The organism is Bdellovibrionales bacterium (assembly GCA_019750295.1).
GTDB lineage: Bacteria > Bdellovibrionota > Bdellovibrionia > Bdellovibrionales > JAGQZY01 > JAIEOS01.
In genome coordinates this window covers 49218-71584 of the sequence record JAIEOS010000017.1, presented here as the reverse complement: position 1 = coordinate 71584, position 22367 = coordinate 49218, and the positions used below count along the sequence as shown (strand labels likewise).

Here is a 22367-nt window from a genome sequence, read left to right as displayed (position 1 = left end):
GCTCCTAGCGAAGACCGCGAGAGCAAAACAGCGCAATAATAGGGCCTTGTCCGCGAAGTTCAGCCGTCGCGTTCTGGTAGTCATACTCAACAAAGAAGACGCGGCCAGCTCCATCATAACTATAAAGTAGGACCGTGCCGACCTGGCCATCGCGCGAAGCATTCACCAACTGATCGTTGACGCGAATTTTTAAGTCACCAGGTTGATCAATAATCTCGATCTTTATATCATCCCCGCGAGTTCCGCCCCCCAAGCAAACGGTATTCACATCCGCTAAAGCTGGCACCGCCATAACAGATAAAATCATCGCACTTAAACATTTTGTTAGATTCACATTACCCTCCTCTGTTTTTATTTCTTTGAGCAATATAAACGAAAACAAATCCTGATCTCGATTTACTGCACATCACTAAAATTTTTTCCAAGATGAGAGGCGGAAAATGATTTTTTTATAAGATCTTTGTTGAAACTGATAACGACAAAAGGCACCCGCGGGTGCCTTTTAATGTCGTCGTTCCCAGGTGAGGACTTAAAAGTTATATCTGTAACCCATGTAATACATACGACCGAGCGGATCGTACTTTGACATATCCAAACGGGCGACCGGGTTAGAGATGGTGTCATCCAATGGACGATCGGAATTGAAGAGGTTCTTCACTCCAGCACTCAAAGTGCCCCCTAAGATTTTACTGTGCTCATAGTTGAGATCGTATTCGGTATAGATCGGTAAGGATCCTCCGCCGACCACACTTTCGTTGGCATTTTTATTCGCTCCAGACAGTGTCCGCGCTTGGGCTGTCAAACTATGGTGAGTGTGAGACGCGGTCACGGCGATCTGATTCTTAAAATACAAATCACGAGCGCGCTTGATACCTAGGCCAGGGAAATCCTCTCTCTCATTTCCGATAAACTGAGTATGATTGACTGTTACGGCCACATCGATCGGGAAATTACCAATGTTCGCCTTTGACTCGTTAGACACTCTGAAATCGAGGCCGTGAAAGTTCGAATTGGTAATGTTAAACGCCGAAGGACGTTGGATTCTTAAAAGTTGGCCTGTGTTCGGATCACGCTCGATAGAGATACCGTAGGCATCTTGGAGAGCCTGAGCTCCATTCGCTTGTTCAAACCGTACGAGATCCAAATCGTCGATGGCGCCAACTCCATCGGTTACACTGGCGGTCCAATAGTTGGCTTCGATGTTCCAGTTTTTCTTGGGCTGAACCAAGATCCCCACGTTTGCAAAAAGCGAAGTTTCCTGAGTGAGATTCGTATTTGAAGTCGTGTTGACCTCGTACTGACGAGCTTCGCAGGCCCCAGGCACGCCCTGGTCACAACCGATGATGTCCACAAATGTTGGAAATCCTCGTGCCGTTCCGTTGTAAACGTCCGCTAAATTGGGAGCTCTAAAGCCTGTTCCCACCGACGAGCGAAGCATCACTTTATTGCTCGCCTGCCAACTGACAGAGAGTTTTGGGTTAAAGGTACTTCCGAAATCGCTGTACTGATCGAATCGAGCCGCAGCGCCCACTTCCACAGTTTCCGTCGGAAACATGGAGATCTCTTGGAACACAGCTTGATAGTTTCGACGACCGGCACCGTTAGTTCCGATGTCTCCATAGGAGTTTCCAGAGGCCGTAATGGCATCGACTTCGTTAGAGTAGGTCTGCCAGTCGGTCGACGCGCCAATCGCCATGGCCACTGGGCCCATATAAGATCCGCCGCCATAGAGCTGACCGGAGCTGACGGTTTTCACCGAAGTTTGGGTCGATGTTATATACTGAAAAGGACTGAAGAGTGCCGAAGTGATGTCTCCCTTCGCCCCTTCCGGCGCAAAAGGATTGAAAGCCCCATTGTTGATCGCATCTGTAATCACGCGCTTGTCCGCATAACCATTCTTTACCGTGTGAGATCGAGAGCGCCCTGCCGCCGCGGTCACGTCATAAGACCAAGTTCCCGCAATTTTTCCCTCGAGAGTCTGCGCCACGTTGTAGGCAAAAGTGGTGTCGCGTCCTTCGCGAGCTCCCGCTTCGTTCACTAAACGATAATTGATCTCCACATCGCCCGTCGCCGGCAGTCCCAAGCTTTGAGCCACCGCCTGCGACACTCGAATCGTATCCGGAGGAGGAGCATATCGCGTGTTGACTTCACGCAAGTTCACGACCGCGGTGGTTTTTGACTTTAAATGTTCGTTGAATTTGTAATCGCCCGCAATCAGAGAGCTTGTCTGATTGATCACCGGAAGATTCCAAGAGTATTGCGAGTAATCAAAGGTACAGGCTTGAAAGCCTGCGCCGCCATCAAAAAGTTGGCCGGGAGGACAGTTGGGATCGGCGTTCAAAGATCCATTCCCCGTGTCGTACCAAGAACCGGGACTTCCCGTAAAACTTCCTTGGGTCGTCACATCGGTGATTTTACTAAACTGACGTCTCTGGTCGGGAAGGTTTTCGTTATTTCTAAACTGAACAACTCCGATCACGCTTCCTCGTGAGAACGTTTTTCCGAAAGTGGCTGAAACATCCGTACGATTTCCTCCGCCCAGCTCCGAAACGGACTGGCGCATGGACAACGTTCCACCGTTCATGTTTTTCTTGGTGATGAAGTTCATAACTCCACCGATGGCGTCAGATCCGTAAAGAGCCGATGCCCCGTCTTTCAAAATTTCGACACGCTCGATGGCGTCCATTGGAATTAAGTTTAAGTCGACAGTGTTTTCGCCACCCATTTTAGGAAGACGCTGTCCATTTAAAAGGACAAGAATAGAGTCGGCGCCAAAGGCACCAATACCTGCCGTCGCAGCCCCAGGAGTTGCACTTCCGGAATCCTCACGCTGCCCGCCCGTGGTGATGGCATTATCCCGCATCACATCGGCGACCGAGTTATATCCCGACTTCTTCAGTTGATCTTTACCGATCGTTTGCACCGGCGATGGTCCTTCTTCGTCCACACGCTTGATGTAAGATCCCGTGACCTCGATCAACTTCATCTCTTTGTTCGAATCGTACGACTGATCCGGGATCGGACCGGGTTGCTTTTCCGGCGTCGGCTGAGATTTAATCGCCTCAGAGACACTCGCGGAGTTACTGGCTCCCTCACTTTGAGCGAACGCGCTCAAAGCCGCCGAAACAGAAAATAGACAAAGAATTAACCTTAAAATGACTTGCATGATGACCCCCACCATCGACGATTAGTATTTTATAACGTCAAAGAATCAAGGATTTTTTACATACTCTGTGGGTTTTGAGCACTATCTCTACATCCATCGACATATTTGGGTGAAAATTTTATTGCGTAAAGTCATATGCTTCGGGTTCTGCGAATTTATTGACTTCATCACCCTCCCAAGGAGAAACATGGCTTCCTTACGGAGGTAATTCACATGAGATTTCTCTTATTGTTGACCCTCTTGAGCGTTAGCGGAATCGCACAAGCTCAAGACTGGGTTGTAAATCCTAGTTTAACATATTTTAGCCGTAAACTTGAGCAAACGGCAGGCAATAATCAGATCGCCGGCAAGCTCAATGTTCTCACTGCAGATGTTAAAGGTGGATACATTTTCGACTACGGACTCTTCGTGGGAGTGCAAGCGGTTTACGAAACTGGAAGCGGTAGCGGAAATGACATGACGAACTACTTCGTCGGACCCTCTGTCGGTTATCTTTCTGATGATACAGGAATTTTCATCACGGCCACTTACCACGTCGTCGGCACCTCCGATATGGACGCCGCTGGCAAGTACGGTAAAGCTCAAGGTTTACAGATCGACCTCGGTTACCCGATGATGATCACCGAAGAGATCAAATTCGGTCCTCAGCTCAGCTACAAAGCGATCAAATATACCGATGGTGACGCCGGTCTTGCTGACAACACTACAAAACAACTCACGCCGTACTTCGGCCTTTGGTTATTTTTCTAAGGAGCGACGGTCATGAAAAAACTTTTAATCACTCTACTCTTAATTCCTCAGATCGTGTTTGCGAGCTTTGATTTAAGTCCTTCGCTCGGCACTTACAAAACGGATACAGGCGCTAGCTACTCTCAAGTGGAAATGCGTTTGGGATATACTTTCGACTTTGGACTCTACGTGGGCGGATTGTACTCATTGTCTTCCACGAAGTTCGTCCAGAACGCCGATTCCTACTACATCGCTCCCACCGTTGGTTACAACTTTATGAACCTTTACGTTCTTGCAAGCTACATCATTGCCGGTGAACAAGATCTCGCCAGCGGCGGTGTGAAGTACGGAAAAGCCAGTGGAACGCAGTTCACCTTTGGTTACGCTCTTCCGATCAACGAAGAGGTCTTCTTTGGTCCTGAACTGAATGTGCGCACGGTCGAGTACAAAGACGAAGAGGTTCAAGGGATTGCCGGCCCCACAACACGCAAAGACAGCACAATTTATCCTTCCCTTGCGTTTTGGTTTAGATTCTAAACCCACGTTTCCAGGAGGAGCTTTTTGCTCCTCTTAAACTTTCGGAATTCATCTCGGTAATACATCTGTAAATGACTGTATTTTTTTTACATTCCGAATAAAGGCTTGGCAAATTGCACGCTGCAATATTAGTTCACCCTGTTCATTCATCTGGACTTAATGTCTTAAGAATTAAAAGGATTTCAAAATGATGATTTTTTCGCTTCTTGTTTCTGCGCTGATCGCTGTAGCACAAACATCGTCGACTCAAACTTCGCCGACGACAACTCCTCCAGGAGCGGCTCCTGCCACTGAGCAATTACCTCCGTCGACTCAAGAAAACATCGAAGCCACTCAGATGAAAAAAATCACCGTCACCGGCTCTTACATTAAGCGCGTTGATGAGGAAGGTCCTTCGCCGGTCAAAACCATCGGCAAAGACCAACTCGATAAATCTGGCAATAACTCCGTCGCCGATGCTTTACGAGACAGCGCAATTTCGAATGGGGCCAGTCGTGAAAACTCGATCAGCGGGGCGGCCAATGCCGGCGCTTCGACGGTATCGATCCGCGGGTTTGGGTCGGATGATATTCTTCTCCTTCTTAACGGCCAACGACTCCCTAAAATCGGTGGTGGAAACTCGGTCGATACCAACATCATTCCTCCGGCAGCTCTAGAGCGTGTTGAAATTTTAAAAGACGGAGCTTCGGCTCTTTACGGATCAGATGCAATGGGTGGAGTGATGAACTTCATCACCAAAAAAGATTACAACGGCGCGAATATCAACTTCCGTCACAATCAACCTCGCGAAAGAGGCGGAGCGCGTACAGACGTTTCGGCAGTGATCGGTCGAGCCAATGAAAAAGCCTCCATTATGGGTGTGATCAATATCAAAAATAACGAAAAGATGTTTGATAGAGATCGCGAATTCAGTCGCATCACCGATCTCCGTCGCCAAGGAAGCCCGATCGGCTCTCCGGGCTCTTGGGATGATCTATCGAACGGCGCGGGCTTCAATCCAGGAAGCACGGCTGATCCTTGCCCCCCGGGACAACTCCTCAATTTGGGAACAGGTCAAGTTTGTGCGTTTAATACCGCAAACTTCTCAGCCTCCCTCCCCGACATCCAACAGGTCAGCGGACTCGTCTCTGGGCGTTACAACTTTACTCCCAACGTTAAAGCGAAAGTGGATGCGATCTATGTTCGTCGCGAAGTGACTGGGGTTCTAGCTCCGGGGCCGGATCGATTAAGAATGAATGCCGCACAAGCGGCGGCTGTAGGGCTCCCTGGTACGGGAGATGTTCTTGCATTTTACAGAACGGCTGAAGAGTTCGGAAATCGTATTTCCGAAAACATCAACAATACCTACATCATTCAACCGTCTCTCGATATGAAAATTGGAACTTGGGATCTTGAGCTGTCAGCCGCCTACGGCCGAAACGACACTCGCAGCGATAATATTCAGGGATACGCCCGCCGAGAAGCTCTCATGGCGCTGATTGATAACGGCACATGGAAGCCCTTCGCTGCGCCGGGTGCCAAAGGAAACGTTTCCAGTGCTGCGTACCGACCTTGGCAGGAGATTGCAACGACTCAGGCAACAGTGAAAGCGATCGGAACGGGCCAGCTTTATAAAGGTGGCGAATGGTTTGGACCTCTCGCTATGGCCGTCGGTGCCAGTGCCGATCGTCAAGACTACAAAGAGAAAACAGATCCACTCGCTGGTCAGCTGGATGCTAATCAATTAAATCTGGTTTACGGCGGCGGCGCGGGAGCGAATGGTTCCGGCTCTCGTAACTTCCAATCTGTCTTTACTGAATTTAATTATTTCGCCACAGATAGTATCGAAACCGGCTTAGCCTTCCGCTATGATAAATTCAGTGATTTTGGAGATACCTTCAATCCAAAGCTCTCCCTCAGCTGGCAAGCCAATGAACGCTTTCTCTATCGTGCATCTGTGGGTACCGGATTTAAAGCGCCTAATCTAAATGACTTATACTCAGGCCCAACCAATGGTAATCCGACCTTCGTCGACAGGAAGGCCTGTGCAGCCGGTATTCCAGGAACGTGTGCTCCAAGACAATGGAATGTTCGTAGTGGCGGTAACCGCAATCTTAAAGAGGAGCGGTCCATCTTCTACAGCGCAGGTGTTGTTATCCAGCCGAAAAGAAATTGGAACGTATCTTTAGATGGATTCTATGCTGTCATTCGAGATAGAGTCCGAAATAACAGATTATTTTATACTTATTTAACTGAGGCTGATCGACTGGGCATAAACCTCACAAATTATGGAATTACCACAGAGAGAAATGCGGATGGTACGATCGCGTTTATTCAAGTTCCCACCCTCAATTTGGCGACGGATAAAACCTCGGGTTTCGATCTATCAATAAGCAACGAAGCTAAAACTTCCATTTTTAACAAACCTTTAACTATCCAAACCTCTTTTGATCACCAGCAAATCATCTACAACAAGCAAGAGCCATTTCCAGGTACTGGAAAACTCACCATGTTCAATCTCAACTGGAGAAACGTGATGTCGGTGGCATTTGTGGTTAACGATCATCGCCTTCGTTTTGCCGCAAGGACATTTCCAGGGGCCGATAAGGAAGCCAACAATGGAGCTCTTGGACGTGTTGGCTTCGGCTCCACATATATTTTCACAGAGTGGGACTTAGATTACACTCTCGCGAATGTTTTTAAAGGAACTATGAGCGCCGGCGTCCGCAACCTCTTTAACTCTACCCGACCTCTCGATGACTCTCAATCGAATCCCTATAACAGTTTGGATACTTCGATTTACGATCCAGTAGGTCAGGTATTCTACCTAGGATACAGTTATAATTTCTAAGTTACCGTTAGGGTTAAGTGCACGTGAAGATATTTTTGGTTTTAATCACTGCACTTAACTTCACTCTCGCTCAAGCCCAAACCGCGACGAACGATGCGGCCGTATCGGCCGAAATGCAAAAGATTACCGTCACCGGTTCCTATATCAAGCGGGCCGTGCCTAAAACGGCACCCACTCCTGTTGTTCGCTACGATGCCACTCGGATGGAACAGACAAGTTCCTTTAGCGTCGCGGATATGCTGAAAGAAAGTCCCGTGTTTAACGACGTCGATGACGGCGAAATTTCGATGCACGGACAAACCGAGGCCGACAACCTGATTTTATTAAATGGACTTCGTCTCCCAAAGCCTGCTGGAGGCGAAGCGGTCAATATCGACTTTATTCCCGCAGCGGCGGTCGAAAATGTGGAGGTTTTAAAAGATGGCGCTTCTGCTCTCTACGGTTCGGAAGCCTTAGCCGGTGTCGTTAACATTTCAACGAAGAAAGATTTCACCGGATCCAACATTTATGTGCGCCATGCGACTCCACAAATTCGCGCCCAACAGGAGAGCGACGTGGTGCTCACTCACGGACAATCCGTTGGGAAAGTTCGCCTTTTGGTGGTGGGTCAGTTTAAGAAAAAAACTCCTCTGGAGTACAAAGATACCATCTATGGTTTAAGCAGTTTGGCGGAGGCCGGCTCCCCGGAGAGTCATCCCGGCAACATCAATGACATTAACGACGAATACCACCGTGCCGGCGATTGCCCCCAGTCGCAAATCGATGCGGAAGGCCGGTGTCGAACCGATCGAACGCGTTTAAGCCAGTTCGGCACCCAGGGGGCCCAACGTGACTCCTATAATTTATTTTTAAATGCCGACTACGATGTGTCTGCAAAATCGAAAATGGAATTCGTAGGCATTTATAATCAACGGAAGGCCGTCATCTTGGATGCTCCCTATCCCATTCAATTTAAAGACGAAACAGATATGGGCGGGCCCGACAATTCCATTCCTCCTGCGACCCTTAATGGTTGGAATCTGATAGAGTCATCCACTGGGAATCCATCTCCCAGTTTTACCAATAACGGAGATCTCCTGTATCTTCCGCTGGAGGAGTTAGGTCGCAGTCGCAGTGAGCGCGTGTCCAACAACTACGTCGCGCAAACTCGCTATTCGAGTCAGATCAAAGCTTGGGACTGGGAGATATCGGCAGGTTACGGAAAATCGATCATCCACGATAAGAACGTCAGCGGGAATGCCAATCAACAAGCCCTTAGAAATTTAATCACCACCAATCAGTTTAATCCTTTTAAACCCAACGGTGGAAAGGACGTCGCTGCCGTCGCCACGACGGCCCTACAAACTTGGTTTCAGCACAGTTCCGATATTCTCAATACCAAACTCGTTTTTACCGGTGAACTCTTTAAAATTCGTGGAAAGCCACTTCTTGTGGCTTTCGGAAGTGAGGAACAGTGGCAGTCCTTTCGCTTTGAAAACGATCCCGCGTCTTTGGCGGGGATTCCCCTTTCGGGCACGGCTTCCAATCAACGGGGTTCTCGACGTGTGGATTCGGCTTTTGTGGAACTCAACCACAACCCCTCCGACAAATTTGAAATCCAATTGGCCGGTCGCTTTGATAACTATACGGATGTGGGCTCAACTCTGAATCCGAAATTGGGCTTGGCGTATCACTTTTCGCCGCAGTTCACCTCTCGACTTTCCTACGGGACGGGCTTTAAGGCGCCGGACTTACTTTCGGTATTTAAAGGAACTGCCGTTGATTACAATAGTTTTAGAGACGAAGTGATCTGCGCGCAGAACGGAGAGTCCGATCCCAATTGCGATGACGGAGTTTATCGCGTCAACTCTTTCGGAAATAAAAATCTAAAACCCGAACAAGCAGAACATTATAATGCGGGGATCGTGATCTCTCCCAATGATAATTTCACCACCACGATCGACTATTGGATGGTGAAAGGTCGCGAAGGGCTCTCGGAAATTGACTTAGAGGAAATGACGAAGGCCGAACAGCAGTTTGGCGCTTCTTTTCTCAACGATCTTGGAATCCAAATCAATCGCGACCCGGTCACTCGAATCATTCAAAATGTTTTGCACCCCGAAAAAGTCAACTCGGGAATTTTTATTATCAAGGGAATTGATTTTAGCACAGAGTATCGCCGACAAATTCATCTGTGGGGACTGGGAGCTACCAGTTTGCGCTTACAAATGGATCACACTCATATTTTAGGATCTGGTTCGCAAACGTTTTCCTTTAGACCCTATGAGAGAACCGTCTACCTCGACTGGAAAAACATTCTCGCCGCGACATTCGCCAAAAACAATCATTTCGTACGTCTGGCGGGACGAACCTTTTCGGGCTATGACAAAGACATTTCTCTCGCCGGAATCGGTAAAGGCACGACTCCGGTCTTCACGGAATATGACATCCATTATCAATATTTTGCCTCTTGGGAAGGCACCCTTACCTTGGGAGTTAAGAACATTTTTAATCGGCTCCCTGTGCGTGATTATCGCGGCTTTATAGAGCCTGCGACGACCAACTCGAACTATCTCGGCAGAGTCTTCTATCTCTCCTACAGTCACGATTTCTAAACCAAATCTTAACTCAAAATAGACGCACCGAGGAATTTTCCTCGAGTGTAACACCGTATTATTTCCCTCTGAGAACCGCATCAGACTTGGTTCCGGCGACGGATAATGTTAGTTACCCATCATCGAATATTTGAGGGGACTACCGTGAAAACAATTGTTGGGCTTTTACTCTTTGTTACCGTCATCGCACACGCGCAGGATTCAACCAATTCGGTTCCGCAAAATGCACCTCCCGCTCTCCCTGATACCGGTAAAGCCATGCAAAAAATCGTTGTGACGGGCTCTTACATTCGTCGCACCGTGGATCAAGACAATCCCTCTCCCGTCACCCAAATTGACAATACCAAAGCGCAAGAGTCCGGCAGTTACACTGTGGGTGGAATGCTCAACGATAACGCTGTCACGTCCTCGGGCGGAGAGACCGTGTCTTTCCACGGTCAGTCATCGGCCAACAACCTCGTGCTCCTGAATGGACTTCGTCTTCCCAAAGCTGCTGGCGGCGATACCGTCGACATTAGTTTTATCCCCGCCAGTGCCATTGAGCGTGCGGAAGTTCTCAAAGATGGAGCGTCGGCCCTTTATGGATCTGAGGCTCTTGCGGGCGTTGTTAACATCATCACTAAGCGAGATTATGATGGCGCCAATGCTTTCATCCGCTACTCTTCCCCCGAAAAAAACTTTAGGCAAGAAACCACCTTCGTCGGAACTTACGGAAAGCAGTGGGGCAAAACTAATTTCCTCGGAGTCTTCCAATACGCCCGAACCGAAAACTTATTTTATCGCGACACTCAATTTGGAATGAAAGACGTTCAGCAGAACGGAAGCTTGGCCAGTGATCAAGCCAATATTATCGATCTCGGAAATTCCAACAAAAAATACACCGCCACCACTTGCCCTCCGGATCGCCTTACGTCTCGTGGAGAATGCCGCTACAACTTTTACGACACCCTTCAGTTTGATCCCGCGAAAAGCAATTACAATCTTCTTCTCTCTTCTGGTACCGATTTTGGAAAAGGCTTTCGTTTAGAAACGGCCTTGGTCTACACGCTCGCGAACGCACGCATTTCCAACACACCGCCGATCACCGAGTTTGAAGATTACTCTAACTCCGGTGGACCGAACTGGGCCATTCCAAAAGCCACCGCCGATGCTTGGGCTCCGTCGGTGAAAGACGGCGCTGGCGTCACTCCTGGATCCTTCACGGGCCCCATTAAACTTCAATACAGCCCCGACGAAGAGATCGGCCCTCGACTGTCCGAGAGCAATACGAATACCGGCGTGGCCCAAGTGCGACTGGCCAAAGAGACGGACGACTTCGATTGGGAAGTCTCTGTGGGCTACGGAATTACCGATCGAAAAAATACGACCTTTAGTGGGAATGCCAACAAACAAATGCTCTTCGACATGATCAATGCCGGGCAATTTAACCCCTACAAGCCTGCAGGACAAAAAGACGACCTCTCGTCCGCATTTGTGGAAACATGGTTTAAGAATACAGCATCGATCATCAACCCGAAAGCGATCGTCAGCGGAAAAGCTTTTAACTTAGGCTCGAAGCCCGTCTTCGCGGCTTTAGGCTACGAGAATCAATATCAAAATTATAAATTTACGAATGACGCTCTCTCGTCACAGGGACTTCCTCTCACCGGTCTCTTCACTCCACAAAGTGGAAGTCGAAACGTCAACTCTGCGTTTTTGGAATTCACCCATCACCCGATCAGCACTCTTCAACTTCAATTGGCGGGTCGCTTTGATCGATACTCTGACTTTGGATCCACGATCAACCCTAAGGTCGCTGCGGCCTATAAGTTTAGTGACAAAGTTACAGGGCGTGCCTCTTACGGAACCGGATTTAAAGCGCCTGATCTTTCGGCCATTTACCAAGGGTCGATCACTCGCCCGCAACGCTTCCGCGATGCTGTGGCTTGCGCAAATCCGGCCATTGCGGCTGCCGGATGTAGCAACCTGTTTACAACAACAAGTTACGGAAATTCGAATCTCGACGCGGAATTGGGAGAGCATTACAACTTTGGAATTCAAATCCGCCCGACGAAAAAAGTTCAGGTGAATTTGGACCACTGGCGCGCCTACGGAACAAACTCACTTCAAGAGCTCAATTTGTCGGATCTCACCAATGCAGAACTGCAACTGGGAGCCACAGATCCCGTATTTGATAATTTAGGCGTCGATATCGTTCGTAATGCCGACGGCACGATTCAGAGTGTGAGATATCCGGTAAAGGTAAATAGCGGAAAATATAAAGTCTATGGGATCGACTTTGATATTACTTACAAGACTCCAATGGCTTCGGCTTTGGGAACCATGAATTTAATTTTAAAGATGGATCATTCTCACAACTTAGCCACCACTCGCCAAGACTTCTCGTTTGTTCCCCTGCGCCGAAATTTTAATTTAGCGTGGAAAAACGTCGCTTCCGTAGGCCTGGCTCAAGGAAATCATTTAAGTAGTTTCCGTATGCGAAGTTTTGGAGCCGCCGACAAAGACACCTCACCTCGAAGTGGTGTAGGTGTTGGCTCCATTCCACAGTATCAAGAGTTTGATCTTCACTATGAGTACTATGGTTTTGCAGGCGGTGTCGTCACTGCCGGTGTACGTAACATGTTTGATCGAGTCCTTCACACTGAATTTAATCGTGGTGCCGATGGCTTTCTACTCCCGGCCAATGTGACGGCGACAGGGCGAGCGTTTTATGTGTCCTATAGTCAGGATTTTTAAGGAAATTCAAAGTTTCGGCTTTTTCGCTAGACGAGAAAGCTCACGCAAACCTGGATAAAGAAGAAGAGAAGAACTGTTAAAATAAAGACGCAGTTTAAAAACTTCACAGTCTTCACTCGGAAATTTCTTTCCACAAATAAAGTGTTTCTCACTTTGAGACAGTCGATTTCTGTTCATCTTACTTAATGTTAAAGCCCTTCGCGGCTGTATAATTTTTTGTCAGTTTTCTGAATCTCCTGGCGCCTACGATGTCGTGCGAGGTGGCATTGTCATTGCACAACCCTAAGTTGGGTTAATCATTTTCAAAGGGTGGGGACTATGTTTGCTTCAAATAAGGTTATATTAAAAATTGCATATCTAACGATGCTCGGTGGATTATCACTCGGCTCTCAAGCCTGTGCAAAAAAAGATTTTACGGCTTTAGGGACTTCTAATTACGACAGCTCTGGAACAAACTCAGGTGCTGGTAACGGCACAATTCACACAAACAACGGAACAGGAAACAGTGGATCCGGAAATGGATCTGGAAGTGGATCGGGTTCAGGCTCCGGTTCGGGCAATGGCTCGGGTTCTGGCAACGGAACAGGATCCGGCAGTGGATCAGGAACTGGTTCGGGCTCAGGCTCTGGAACAGGTTCGGGATCAGGCTCTAACGGAACAGGGAACGGTTCTGGAAACGGAACAGGCTCGGGAACTAACGGAACCGGTAATAACGGAACTGGAAACAATGGTTCAGGGAACGGTTGTGATCCATTTAACCCCACTTGCCGTCCGAACACACGATTCTGTCTTACAGAAAAATACAATCAACCTCCGGCGACCATCACTCGCAAACTCGATGTCCTTATTATCACGGACTCTTCGGCCTCTATGGATCACGAGCGCGAGCAAGTGGCTAACGGTATCTCTAATTATATCAGTCGTCTTCCCGTAGGAACTGACACTCAGTTCGCAGTCGCGATGGCCCACGGACCTACAAGCTGGTTCGGTGGTCGCATGTACAAATCGGACTTCGTCGATCCTCGTGAAAAATATGTATTAAGCACACAAGAATTGACCGTTCCTCAAATTCAGTACTGGCTCAAGAGAAAACTTCTCTATAGCCATAAAGAAAATATGTGGAAACAACGTTCTTTTGACGACAACGGGAACTTAACAAGTGCCGGTCGTCGCGAACTTCCTACGGATTATGATTCGGGTGGTGAAGCTGGTCTTTACTCTCTCTGGGAAGCCATTCGTCCTTACGATGGTCAATCTCGCATCAACTCTTGGCAGAACTTAGCCTCCGAAATTCCTGGCGAGCGTGGATTCTTCCGCGAAGATGCAGCACTTCATATCATCTTTATCTCGGATGAGAACGATGTGTGTTACCCCGACGGCGTGTACAACGCTGACGGTAAAGAAGTGCCTTTCTACAACACGTACTGCGCAGGAAAAGTGACAGCTCAGTCGATCCTTCAACGTCTCCAAACTGTGAGAAAATCTTTACCGACCACGATCTCTTCGATCATCTACAACTCCGTGGTTCCACCGAATCAGGGGCCTAAAGATGAAAACAGTATCGGCTTAGGATACAACACGATCACTCAACTCTCCGCAGGTCAGATCGTTGATATCTATAGCGATAATATCGGAAGCAAATTAAATGTTATGGGGGGGCACGTTTCTACCCGTCTCGATTTGCGCTACGATTTTAACTTAAAGTATAAAGACGTAAATTCTTCGACGATCTCGGTAAAAGTGGATGGCGCTTACGTCACCAACGCTTACAGCAGTTCGACGAACGCGGTCCACTTAACGGGCAGCGCCGGTGGAGCGAGTTCCTCCGTTGAGGTTTACTACTGTATCCAAGACGGTAAGCCGTTAACGTCTCACGATGTCGAGATCTCTTCTTATCTTAGAAGCAAGGCTCCAAAGACGTACACTCCTAACGTAACGATTAAAAGTCGATAAGTTTTAAGAACCCGAAACCCACTCCTTCTTAAAGCCAGGCTGTCAAAAGCCTGGCTTTTTTTATTCAGTCAGGGACTGGATGTAATCGGAAATCAACTCTCGACTCCGAGCCGAAAGACGCTTTTGCGGAGGCATTTGCTCTCCGTTTGTGGCCATGTCACTAGTGCGATAAAGGATCTCGTCAGCCAAGGTGCGACCGGAGGTCTGCGATTTCTGACGAAGAGCCAGCGTTAACCATTGGCGATTTTCAAAATCGATCTCCGGGGCGATCCCGTCATAACTGTTGTGGCAGTTCCTGCAGGAGGAAAAAATTTGCGGGAGTGTAAACCCGGGCTCCATCAAATCCCGTCTCGGCACAAAAGTCGAAAGTGTGGGTTTATACGCCACCCACTGACTCTCCGCTTTTAATTTTAAAGAATCGCAATCCTCTGGAGTTTTGTCTTTGTGACTCACGGCCCACGCATATTTAAATATATGATGATTGTGGGAGGGAGTTCCGAATCTTTCGAATAAAGCAAAACGCCCTTTGGTGCCGAAGTCCATAGACCAGTCGGTGGTGTCGATCCCGACGCCTTCGAACATAAAAGTCAAAGTGTCGCTCAACGATACCGGACTGTAGGAGAAGTATTTGTTCGCAGGGCTTCGTTTCCTATAAAATTCAAACATGTCTCCACTGATAAAAGCACTGCACTCCCCGAGGAGCGCCAGAGACTCGCTGCTTTTTTCAAAATGCTCTCCGGTGTCCTTCATCAGTCGAATCACGCGTTGAAAGTTTAAAATCGCCAGCAGTTCACTCAACGCCACTGGCCCATTTAAATTCAGGGAGCCAAGATGTCGGTAACGCGGATGATGGAGCGCGACCTCTTGAAACGTTTTAATGATGCTCTCTTCTTGAGCTTGCTCCGCCAAAAACTCTTTATCGTAAGGTCTGTAGCGATGATCCGGTTGAATCGGTCCCGGCGCGATGCCCCCATCCTTGGCTCCGATAGCGCCCGGCCAAATATTATAGGGCTCCCAGTTGGGTCGCATATCCACGCCCGAACGATTTTCATTCTGATGGCAAGTCATACATTTCGTGGGATTTGCGGTCGAAAACGTTGGACCTCCTTGACCAAACTTTATTTCGCGGAACTCAAAACGAGACGTCTCATCGCGGAATTGAATCACCTCGATGGCATTGTAGGCGTCATGACTTTTCCCACTGATGATGCGGTCACCACTATTAAATGAAAGAATCAAACGCGCCGTCGGTGTGTAACTTAAAATCCGAGGCTGAGTGATCGATGCGTGCTGAAGGCTACGGCTTCGGTACATGACCACATAATTGTTCTCTCGCATTTGCCACGGGAGTGCCTTGATCAGATCGGCAATGTCATCGATTCCTTGATCAACAATGAGCTGCTTCAGCTTCTCGTAAGTCATCTCCTCCTCGAGCGGCTGAGGATGCATCAGATATTGCGTCGGATAGCGGCGCCCATCCACATAGAGTTTGTCTCCGGAATAAAGACCGCCATTGTTGATGGTCGCTGGAGCACTCCAAATGAGGAGTGGATAAAATAACAGATGAATTAAAGTGAAAATAAAACCCCATTTTTTCTTCCGGACCCCTCCGGAAGCCATCTTAGGTATGGAGTACGGCGCGCTCGTTTTCAATCCATCGTCACGGAATTGAAAATTATGGTTCATCCTGTAAAAAACCTATGGGTCATTTTTTTAATTCGAACGATGGGATTAGTATTGAGCAATCCATTTTCTTCGGTTCTAATTGATTTATGACGCAGCCGACTTTTTCTGTAGTGATCCCCAGCCACAACCGACCGGAATCTTTAAAGCGCGCCGTAGCGGGTTTGGAACTCCAAAGCATGAATAAGCAGCAGTTCGAGGTAATCATCATATTGAGTCCCAACGATCTGTCCTTCGACTGGCTTAAGTCCTACAAGTCTTCGTTGCATTTAAAATTTCTGACACCCGAAGAAGATGTCTGGCACGGGAGAAATGTTTCTTTTAAACGAAATTATGGCGCAAAAATCGCGCAGGGGTCTTGGATCGCCTTTACCGATGACGATTGCATTCCCACTCCCTACTGGCTGACAGCGGCCTCACAGCACGTGCACAACAAAGAAGCGCTGGGAATCGAGGGCCTCACGGTCACTCCCGAAGACAGTCCAAAAACATTGACCTGGAAAGGGATGCAGCAACTTTCCGTCTTTGGAGGGTATCAGACCTGCAATATTTTTTATCGCAAAAGTGTTTTTACCGAACTCTCAAAGGGTTTTGACTCCGAAAATTTCCCTTGGTTTCTCGAGGATACCGATTTGGCTTGGACCGTTCTTGATTTAGATAAAAAAATTATCAGCGAACCGGCCTGCGTGGTCGTTCACCCGGTGGGTCCGCAGGCAAGCTGGAGAATTCTTCACGAGGCCAAAGGAGCCGGTCTTAAAGTCAAACTTTGGCGGAAACACCCTCGCATGTACGAGGAGAAAAACATGAAAGCTCTGCGATGGAATCATTATATCTATCTCTCGCTCCAGCTGGCCATCGTCGTGTCTGTGGTTTTCAAATGGTGGCCCGTAGCACTCATGAGCGGGGGTGTTCTTGGGCTATTTTCGGCGGCTCATATGTTCAAACTATTTCGTGGATTGGAATTTACATTTACAGAACTGTTTGAAGTCGCTTGGAGGATGATGATCTTCGCTCCGATCGCCTTGGGGTCAATCATGAAAGAGAGCCTTCGGTCGCGCATCCCTTTTTCACAATTTCTAAGAATCATTAAACCCTAACGAACGCCTGGGCTCTCGCTCCGAGCCCAGCTTCATTCCTTGCAAAACTATAACGCGTCTTTGGTTTTCTTTAAACTTTCATAGTCTGTGTAGCCCACGTGGGTTCCCCCATAAAAAGTGGTCCCATTCGCTTCATTGTAAGGACCGTTTTGAGCAATCCGCTCTGGTAAATCAGGATTCGCAATAAATAAACGTCCAAAGGCCACCGCATCTGCATAGCCTTCAGCAATCCACCGGTCGGCCTCCTCGGGAGTAAAGTCTGCATTGGCGATCAAAGGGCCATCAAACGCTTTTCTCATCTCTGCGATCACACTATCCCCCTGCTCTAGATCCTTCGCGTTTCCTCCGTGATCATTGGCGCGCACCACGTGAAGATAAGCTAATCCTCGACCCGCGAGAGATTTCGCCGCGGCCGTGTATACCGCTTTCGGATGACTATCGAAGCTACCGCCAGGTCCTCCCATCGGAGTTAATCGGACACCAATTCTCGAAGGAGGTAGAACTTCGCACAAAGCATCGACCACTTCATTCAGGAAACGAATGCGATTTTCAATGGAGCCGCCGTATTCATCGTCACGTCGATTCACGGAGTCTCGCAAAAACTGATCAATCAAATATCCATTCGCTGCGTGGAGCTCAACGCCATCAAAGTGAGCCTCTTTCGCACAGCGAGCCGCATGCTTGTAATCTTCGATAATCTTTTTGATCTGGGATTTTGTCAGCGCATCGGCCTTGGGGTGAGGCACCACGGGTCCTTGAGGATGATAGTCGCCGACAAACGCTTGACCCTTTGGAGTCCACTCGCTCGATGACACAGGATTTTTTCCTTCAGGCTGAAAAACATTATGAGAAACGGCACCCACATGCCAAAGCTGAACAAATATACGTCCCCCGGCATTATGAATAGCATCGGTCACCAACTTCCAACCTTCCACCTGTTTGTCGGTGTAAATCCCGGGCGTCCACGCATAGCCTTGCCCTTGTTGACTGATCTGCGTCGCCTCCGAAATGATGAGTCCCGCCGAAGCCCTCTGAGAATAATACAGGGCATGGAGAGGTGTTTGCGTGTGACCTTCTTTAAGAGATCGAGATCGTGTCAGTGGGGCCATAAAAATGCGGTGAGGAAGCTTGAGATCGCCGATTTGAATGGGCTTTAGGAGCTGAGCATTGGGAGTGGATTTCATAAATCACCTTTCGTGGATTGCACTATGATCTTATCATTGTGTGAACTCATTGGCCTTTGACAAGTCGGTATTGCGAACTTTTGTTATCGGTTATCTGCCGTAGACCAAAGTGCACTCTGTTCCGTAGAGAAGATAAGAGAGGGTCGATTTGTCGACCACGGCGATCTCCTGGATATTTCCTTGAGTTGCCGCCTCCATGATATCATTTCGGCCCCAAGCGAAGGGTAAAGTTTTATGGAGCACCCAAGACCGGCAAGACTGACCCATTTTTCGATCTTTGGGAAGAGGATGCCCGGTCGCAAACATCGGACCGTAAGAAGTACATCCCGCAGAGCCTAATAAAAATAATAAAAAGATCATTTTATGCATATTAATCTTCCATAGTCTTAGTGACGTATTCATTTGCAAACCCGATGACATCTTTTGGAATCAGCGAGTTCAATTTGTAAAGGTGGTCTATTCGAAAGCAAGTGGCCCTATGTGGATCGGAAAAAGATCCTGTCGGAGGAGTTTTTTGTTTCGCGATCAAAGCATTACAGCGCTCTAAATCCTTCGGCGGCATCAACATCTTAAAAAAATCAGGTAGCGAAGAAAAATTCCAATTTAAATACCGGTGCACGATGACGGAAACATCATCGGCGTGCTCCTCATGGGTGAAGTATCCTAACGAGGCGAAGTTATAACGAGCTTCGACCTCCCTCATCGATTGGCGAACTGGAGCCACAATCGCCTGAAGACCGCTGGTGACCGACGGAGCCGCCGAAAACGTTTGATCCATTTCCGCAATACCCGGGTTCAGCGCGAGAGTTTCTTTAGGGACACCCAAGGTTTTAGAGAGAGTCTCCAGAAAATGAGGAGACTTCCCCTGAAGGCAGGCGTCCGACGCGGTGAGAACAGACTCGCTGGCGGAGGCTAAAGCATTTTTATCAACATCAAGGAGAGAATACTGGCTCGCAAAATCTGAAAATCTTTGATAGCTCAACCAAATATCCATCGCATCGCGAGCGTCCCAACAGCTCTGACTCAAATCAAACTCGCCACTATTAATCTCCGTCCAAACTCTCATCAAAATCGGTTTCGCTACGCCTTGCGAGGGCAGATTCTTAAATTCTTCATTTGTAAAATCCCCAACAAAGGAAGCCCCGGTCTTCCACTCGCCAAGACTGGCGTTAAGAAGAGCATCATTAGGTACTTCGTACCCGATCTGAGACACTTGAGCGTCGTAAAACTTGGTGACGTGCTGTTGATATTCATCCAGAGCATGTCTAAATACGGAATGGGCCAATTCGTGAGCGAGAACTCCCGTCAGTAAGTTCTTCTGACTGACACCTCCCGCTTGATCTAACAACGCAGTAAATACAACGATGGTATGAGCAATTTTATTGTCCTTGAGAATGTACTTAGGGACAAAAGCATTCATCACTTCGGAGTCCACAAGTACAACCGGCGGAGTATTGAGGCCCTGAGTGTACTTCGGGAACAAAGTCTGAAACGCCAACCAGAGTTGATCAACGTACTCCTGGAGCGTCCCATAGCGATCATCTGAGAGAGGCAAAACGTCGAATTTTTTTGCCTGCAGATTTGCAATCAATGTGGACGAGACTTTTTGCGTCCAATCCAATGCGGCTTGGGAACTCGTAAATTGCTCGTGAGTCGATTGCGGATCCAACTGGGAGAATCAGCGTCGAGGGCGTGTCTTGGATTTGTTCTCAATGCCACTCCTCAACTCTTGCATTTTGACGTCTTCGTTCACCGCCGACGCGGGTAAAACATAAGCACTTGCCGATAAACTTTGAAATACGATGATCGCCGTAGCCAGGATACGAGTCCACTTCACATTAACTCCTAAGTTTGATCCGCTGTTCTATTCAATTAACGAGGTTGAGTAAACTGTTTTTAAGCACGACAACGAAGTCTACCTCATCCTTGAGTCTTAGATCTTGGTACGTGGGACACCATGTAATTCTCAAGGTGAAAAAGAATCGACAAGATGCTCCCGTCCCGAGCGAAGTATTTCTCGGGCGCGGACAGGATCCTTTATGGTTCGTGCCATGGTGAGGGTTCCCACGAGCCCCGAGTAGAGATTGTAAGCCTTTGTAAGGCTTTGTTGGGGATTATCCTTAGGAAAGTGTCGACTTAAAGCTTCCGCAAACATTTTATAAATGCGAAGCATTGAGGCCTCGTACAGTGCCCGGTGCGAAGCTTTGCATCTCTGCATCTCACTACTCAAAGATGTAAAGGCGCAACTGTTTCCGACATCAGTTAAGTTCTTTTCTGAAAGATGATCCTTAATAATATTTTCTAACGCTGATGTGGGTTCTTTCAAAAACCTCAGCTCTAAAGACTCCTCTAACTTTTTAAGATCCTCCGCAACAGCGGTGGCAAACAAGTCCTCTTTGGATTTGAAATGGCTATATAGAGCCCCCCGAGTGAGCCCCATGTGCTTCATGACGGACTCAGTTCCTGTCCCGCCCGCCCCATTTTTTTTAAAATAGGCAATGGCTTTCTCTAATATAGTTTGTCTCAGTTTTTCTTTTTCACCCTTTTTAGTTTTCATAAATCCTATTTTAATACATTTATGCATTAAATCAACACCCATTTGGATAACTATATCGATAACTTATAAGAACACTCGAATCTGCAGTTGTTTTTAATACATTTTTGTATTAAAAATAATATTAAGGAGATCCACCATGTATCACTCACTTGCAACAACAAATAACGAATTCCAAGGACAACGAGTTCTCGTCACCGGCGGGACCAAGGGACAAGGCGCCGCAACAGTTCAACGCTTTATCAGTTCTGGCGCGCAGGTCGTGACCACCGCTCGCACGACCCCACAGGATCTCCCCGAGGGAGTGCATTTTGTTGCGGCCGATCTCTCCACCAGCGATGGCGCTCTCAAGGTCGCAAACGAAGCCCAATCCCTTTGGAAAGGGATTGACGTTATCATTCATGTTGCGGGCGGCTCCAATTCCCCGGGTGGAGGATTTCTTGCGCAAACGGAAGAGGAATGGCAAAAAGCTTTCGACCTTAATCTTTACGCCGCCGTTCGCTTAAATCGATTACTCATTCCCAAAATGCTCGAGAAAAAATCCGGGTCGATTATCCACGTCTCTAGTATTCAGCGAACACTTCCGTTGCATGAATCGACCATGGCCTACGCCGCGGCGAAAGCCGCACTCACAAACTATAGCAAGTGTCTTTCTAAGGAAATCAGCCCCAACGGAATTCGCGTGAACAACGTCTCCCCCGGATGGGTCTCTACAGAATCCTCCCGGGCGCTGATGGAGAGAATCTCCGCCACAAAAAACATTTCCATCGACGAAGCCATACAAGAGGTGATGAATGGCCTTGGCGGAATCCCCCTCGGCCGCCCTACCCTACCCGAAGAAGTGGCGGAGCTCATCGCCTTCTTATGCTCAAAACGCGCCTCCGCTATCACTGGTCAGGACTACATTATCGATGGCGGCACCGTTCCCACAATTTAAATAACATGAGCTCGAAGGACAAATATGAAAATTAAACTCCCACCGGTGCTCAAAACTTACGTAGAGGCTTCGAATGCCTCAGACCTCCCCCAATTCATCTCGTGCTTTTCCAAAACAGCAACCGTGCTGGACGAACGCAAAAGTATAAAGAGCCACAGCGAGATTGAAGAATGGTTTAAAAGGACGAGAAGGCAGTATCAGTTTCAGTCAGAACCACTGAACCTCACACAAGAGGGAGATCATTTTCTTCTTCAATCGAGAGTCACAGGGAGTTTTCCAGGAAGCCCCATTACCATCACTTACAGATTCTTGGTCCAAAACGACAGCATTCAAGACCTAAGGATAACTTAGATCCGTTTCAAAACCA

At 48.0% G+C, this 22367-nt stretch carries 17 protein-coding genes; 9 read left to right on the top strand and 8 right to left on the bottom strand.

The features are described from left to right. Nucleotides 1-4: 4 nt before the first annotated feature. Entirely contained in the window at nt 5-334 is a 330-nt protein-coding gene (locus K2Q26_04755; GenBank protein MBY0314803.1) for a hypothetical protein, read from the bottom strand. Nucleotides 335-529: 195 nt separating this feature from the next. Then, nucleotides 530-3166, bottom strand: coding sequence for a TonB-dependent receptor (locus K2Q26_04750; GenBank protein MBY0314802.1), 2637 nt, complete (start codon nt 3164-3166; stop codon nt 530-532). Nucleotides 3167-3379: 213 nt separating this feature from the next. On the opposite strand from K2Q26_04750, the gene K2Q26_04745 reads away from it, so the two are divergent. The 6 genes from K2Q26_04745 (at nt 3380) to K2Q26_04720 (ending at nt 14545) form a co-directional block, all read left to right on the top strand. Next, complete coding sequence (locus K2Q26_04745) at nt 3380-3916, top strand: hypothetical protein (protein MBY0314801.1); 537 nt, start codon at nt 3380-3382, stop codon at nt 3914-3916. Between the two features lie 12 nt (nt 3917-3928). Further along, nucleotides 3929-4432 (top strand): hypothetical protein, encoded by a 504-nt coding sequence (locus K2Q26_04740; GenBank protein ID MBY0314800.1) that lies wholly within the window; start codon nt 3929-3931, stop codon nt 4430-4432. A 187-nt stretch (nt 4433-4619) separates the two neighbouring features. Then, nucleotides 4620-7262, top strand: a complete 2643-nt coding sequence (locus K2Q26_04735; GenBank protein ID MBY0314799.1) for a TonB-dependent receptor — start codon at nt 4620-4622, stop codon at nt 7260-7262. 23 nt (nt 7263-7285) lie between these two features. Then, nucleotides 7286-9856 carry a TonB-dependent receptor gene (locus tag K2Q26_04730; protein MBY0314798.1) on the top strand — a complete coding sequence of 857 codons (2571 nt, stop codon included), beginning with the start codon at nt 7286-7288 and terminating at the stop codon, nt 9854-9856. A gap of 144 nt (nt 9857-10000) precedes the next feature. Next, nucleotides 10001-12592, top strand: coding sequence for a TonB-dependent receptor (locus tag K2Q26_04725; GenBank protein ID MBY0314797.1), 2592 nt, complete (start codon nt 10001-10003; stop codon nt 12590-12592). A 318-nt stretch (nt 12593-12910) separates the two neighbouring features. Continuing rightward, a complete protein-coding gene (locus tag K2Q26_04720; protein ID MBY0314796.1) occupies nt 12911-14545 on the top strand; it encodes a hypothetical protein in 1635 nt (544 codons plus the stop codon). Nucleotides 14546-14605: 60 nt separating this feature from the next. Here the strand turns inward: K2Q26_04720 and K2Q26_04715 are convergent, their stop codons facing one another. Then, a complete protein-coding gene (locus tag K2Q26_04715; protein ID MBY0314795.1) occupies nt 14606-16231 on the bottom strand; it encodes a hypothetical protein in 1626 nt (541 codons plus the stop codon). An 86-nt stretch (nt 16232-16317) separates the two neighbouring features. Here K2Q26_04715 and K2Q26_04710 point away from each other — a divergent pair, with 86 nt between their 5' ends. After that, nucleotides 16318-17325, top strand: a complete 1008-nt coding sequence (locus K2Q26_04710) for a glycosyltransferase family 2 protein (protein MBY0314794.1) — start codon at nt 16318-16320, stop codon at nt 17323-17325. 47 nt (nt 17326-17372) lie between these two features. Here K2Q26_04710 and K2Q26_04705 read toward each other — a convergent pair whose 3' ends face one another. The 5 genes from K2Q26_04705 to K2Q26_04685 all read right to left on the bottom strand — a co-directional run bounded on the left by K2Q26_04705 (nt 17373) and on the right by K2Q26_04685 (nt 21066). Continuing rightward, nucleotides 17373-18509: an alkene reductase gene (locus K2Q26_04705; protein MBY0314793.1), complete on the bottom strand. Its 1137-nt coding sequence runs from the start codon at nt 18507-18509 to the stop codon at nt 17373-17375. A gap of 90 nt (nt 18510-18599) precedes the next feature. After that, nucleotides 18600-18878, bottom strand: coding sequence for a TRL-like family protein (locus K2Q26_04700; protein MBY0314792.1), 279 nt, complete (start codon nt 18876-18878; stop codon nt 18600-18602). Between the two features lies 1 nt (nt 18879). Then, nucleotides 18880-20178, bottom strand: coding sequence for a M48 family metalloprotease (locus K2Q26_04695; protein ID MBY0314791.1), 1299 nt, complete (start codon nt 20176-20178; stop codon nt 18880-18882). Nucleotides 20179-20187: 9 nt separating this feature from the next. Beyond that, nucleotides 20188-20346, bottom strand: coding sequence for a hypothetical protein (locus K2Q26_04690; GenBank protein ID MBY0314790.1), 159 nt, complete (start codon nt 20344-20346; stop codon nt 20188-20190). Nucleotides 20347-20475: 129 nt separating this feature from the next. Continuing rightward, nucleotides 20476-21066, bottom strand: a complete 591-nt coding sequence (locus K2Q26_04685; GenBank protein ID MBY0314789.1) for a TetR/AcrR family transcriptional regulator — start codon at nt 21064-21066, stop codon at nt 20476-20478. A 136-nt stretch (nt 21067-21202) separates the two neighbouring features. On the opposite strand from K2Q26_04685, the gene K2Q26_04680 reads away from it, so the two are divergent. After that, the gene (locus K2Q26_04680; GenBank protein ID MBY0314788.1) at nt 21203-22000 is read left to right on the top strand and encodes an SDR family oxidoreductase; all 798 of its coding nucleotides are present in this window, start codon (nt 21203-21205) and stop codon (nt 21998-22000) included. A gap of 24 nt (nt 22001-22024) precedes the next feature. After that, nucleotides 22025-22351, top strand: coding sequence for a nuclear transport factor 2 family protein (locus tag K2Q26_04675; protein MBY0314787.1), 327 nt, complete (start codon nt 22025-22027; stop codon nt 22349-22351). The last annotated feature ends 16 nt before the right edge of the window (nt 22352-22367 follow it).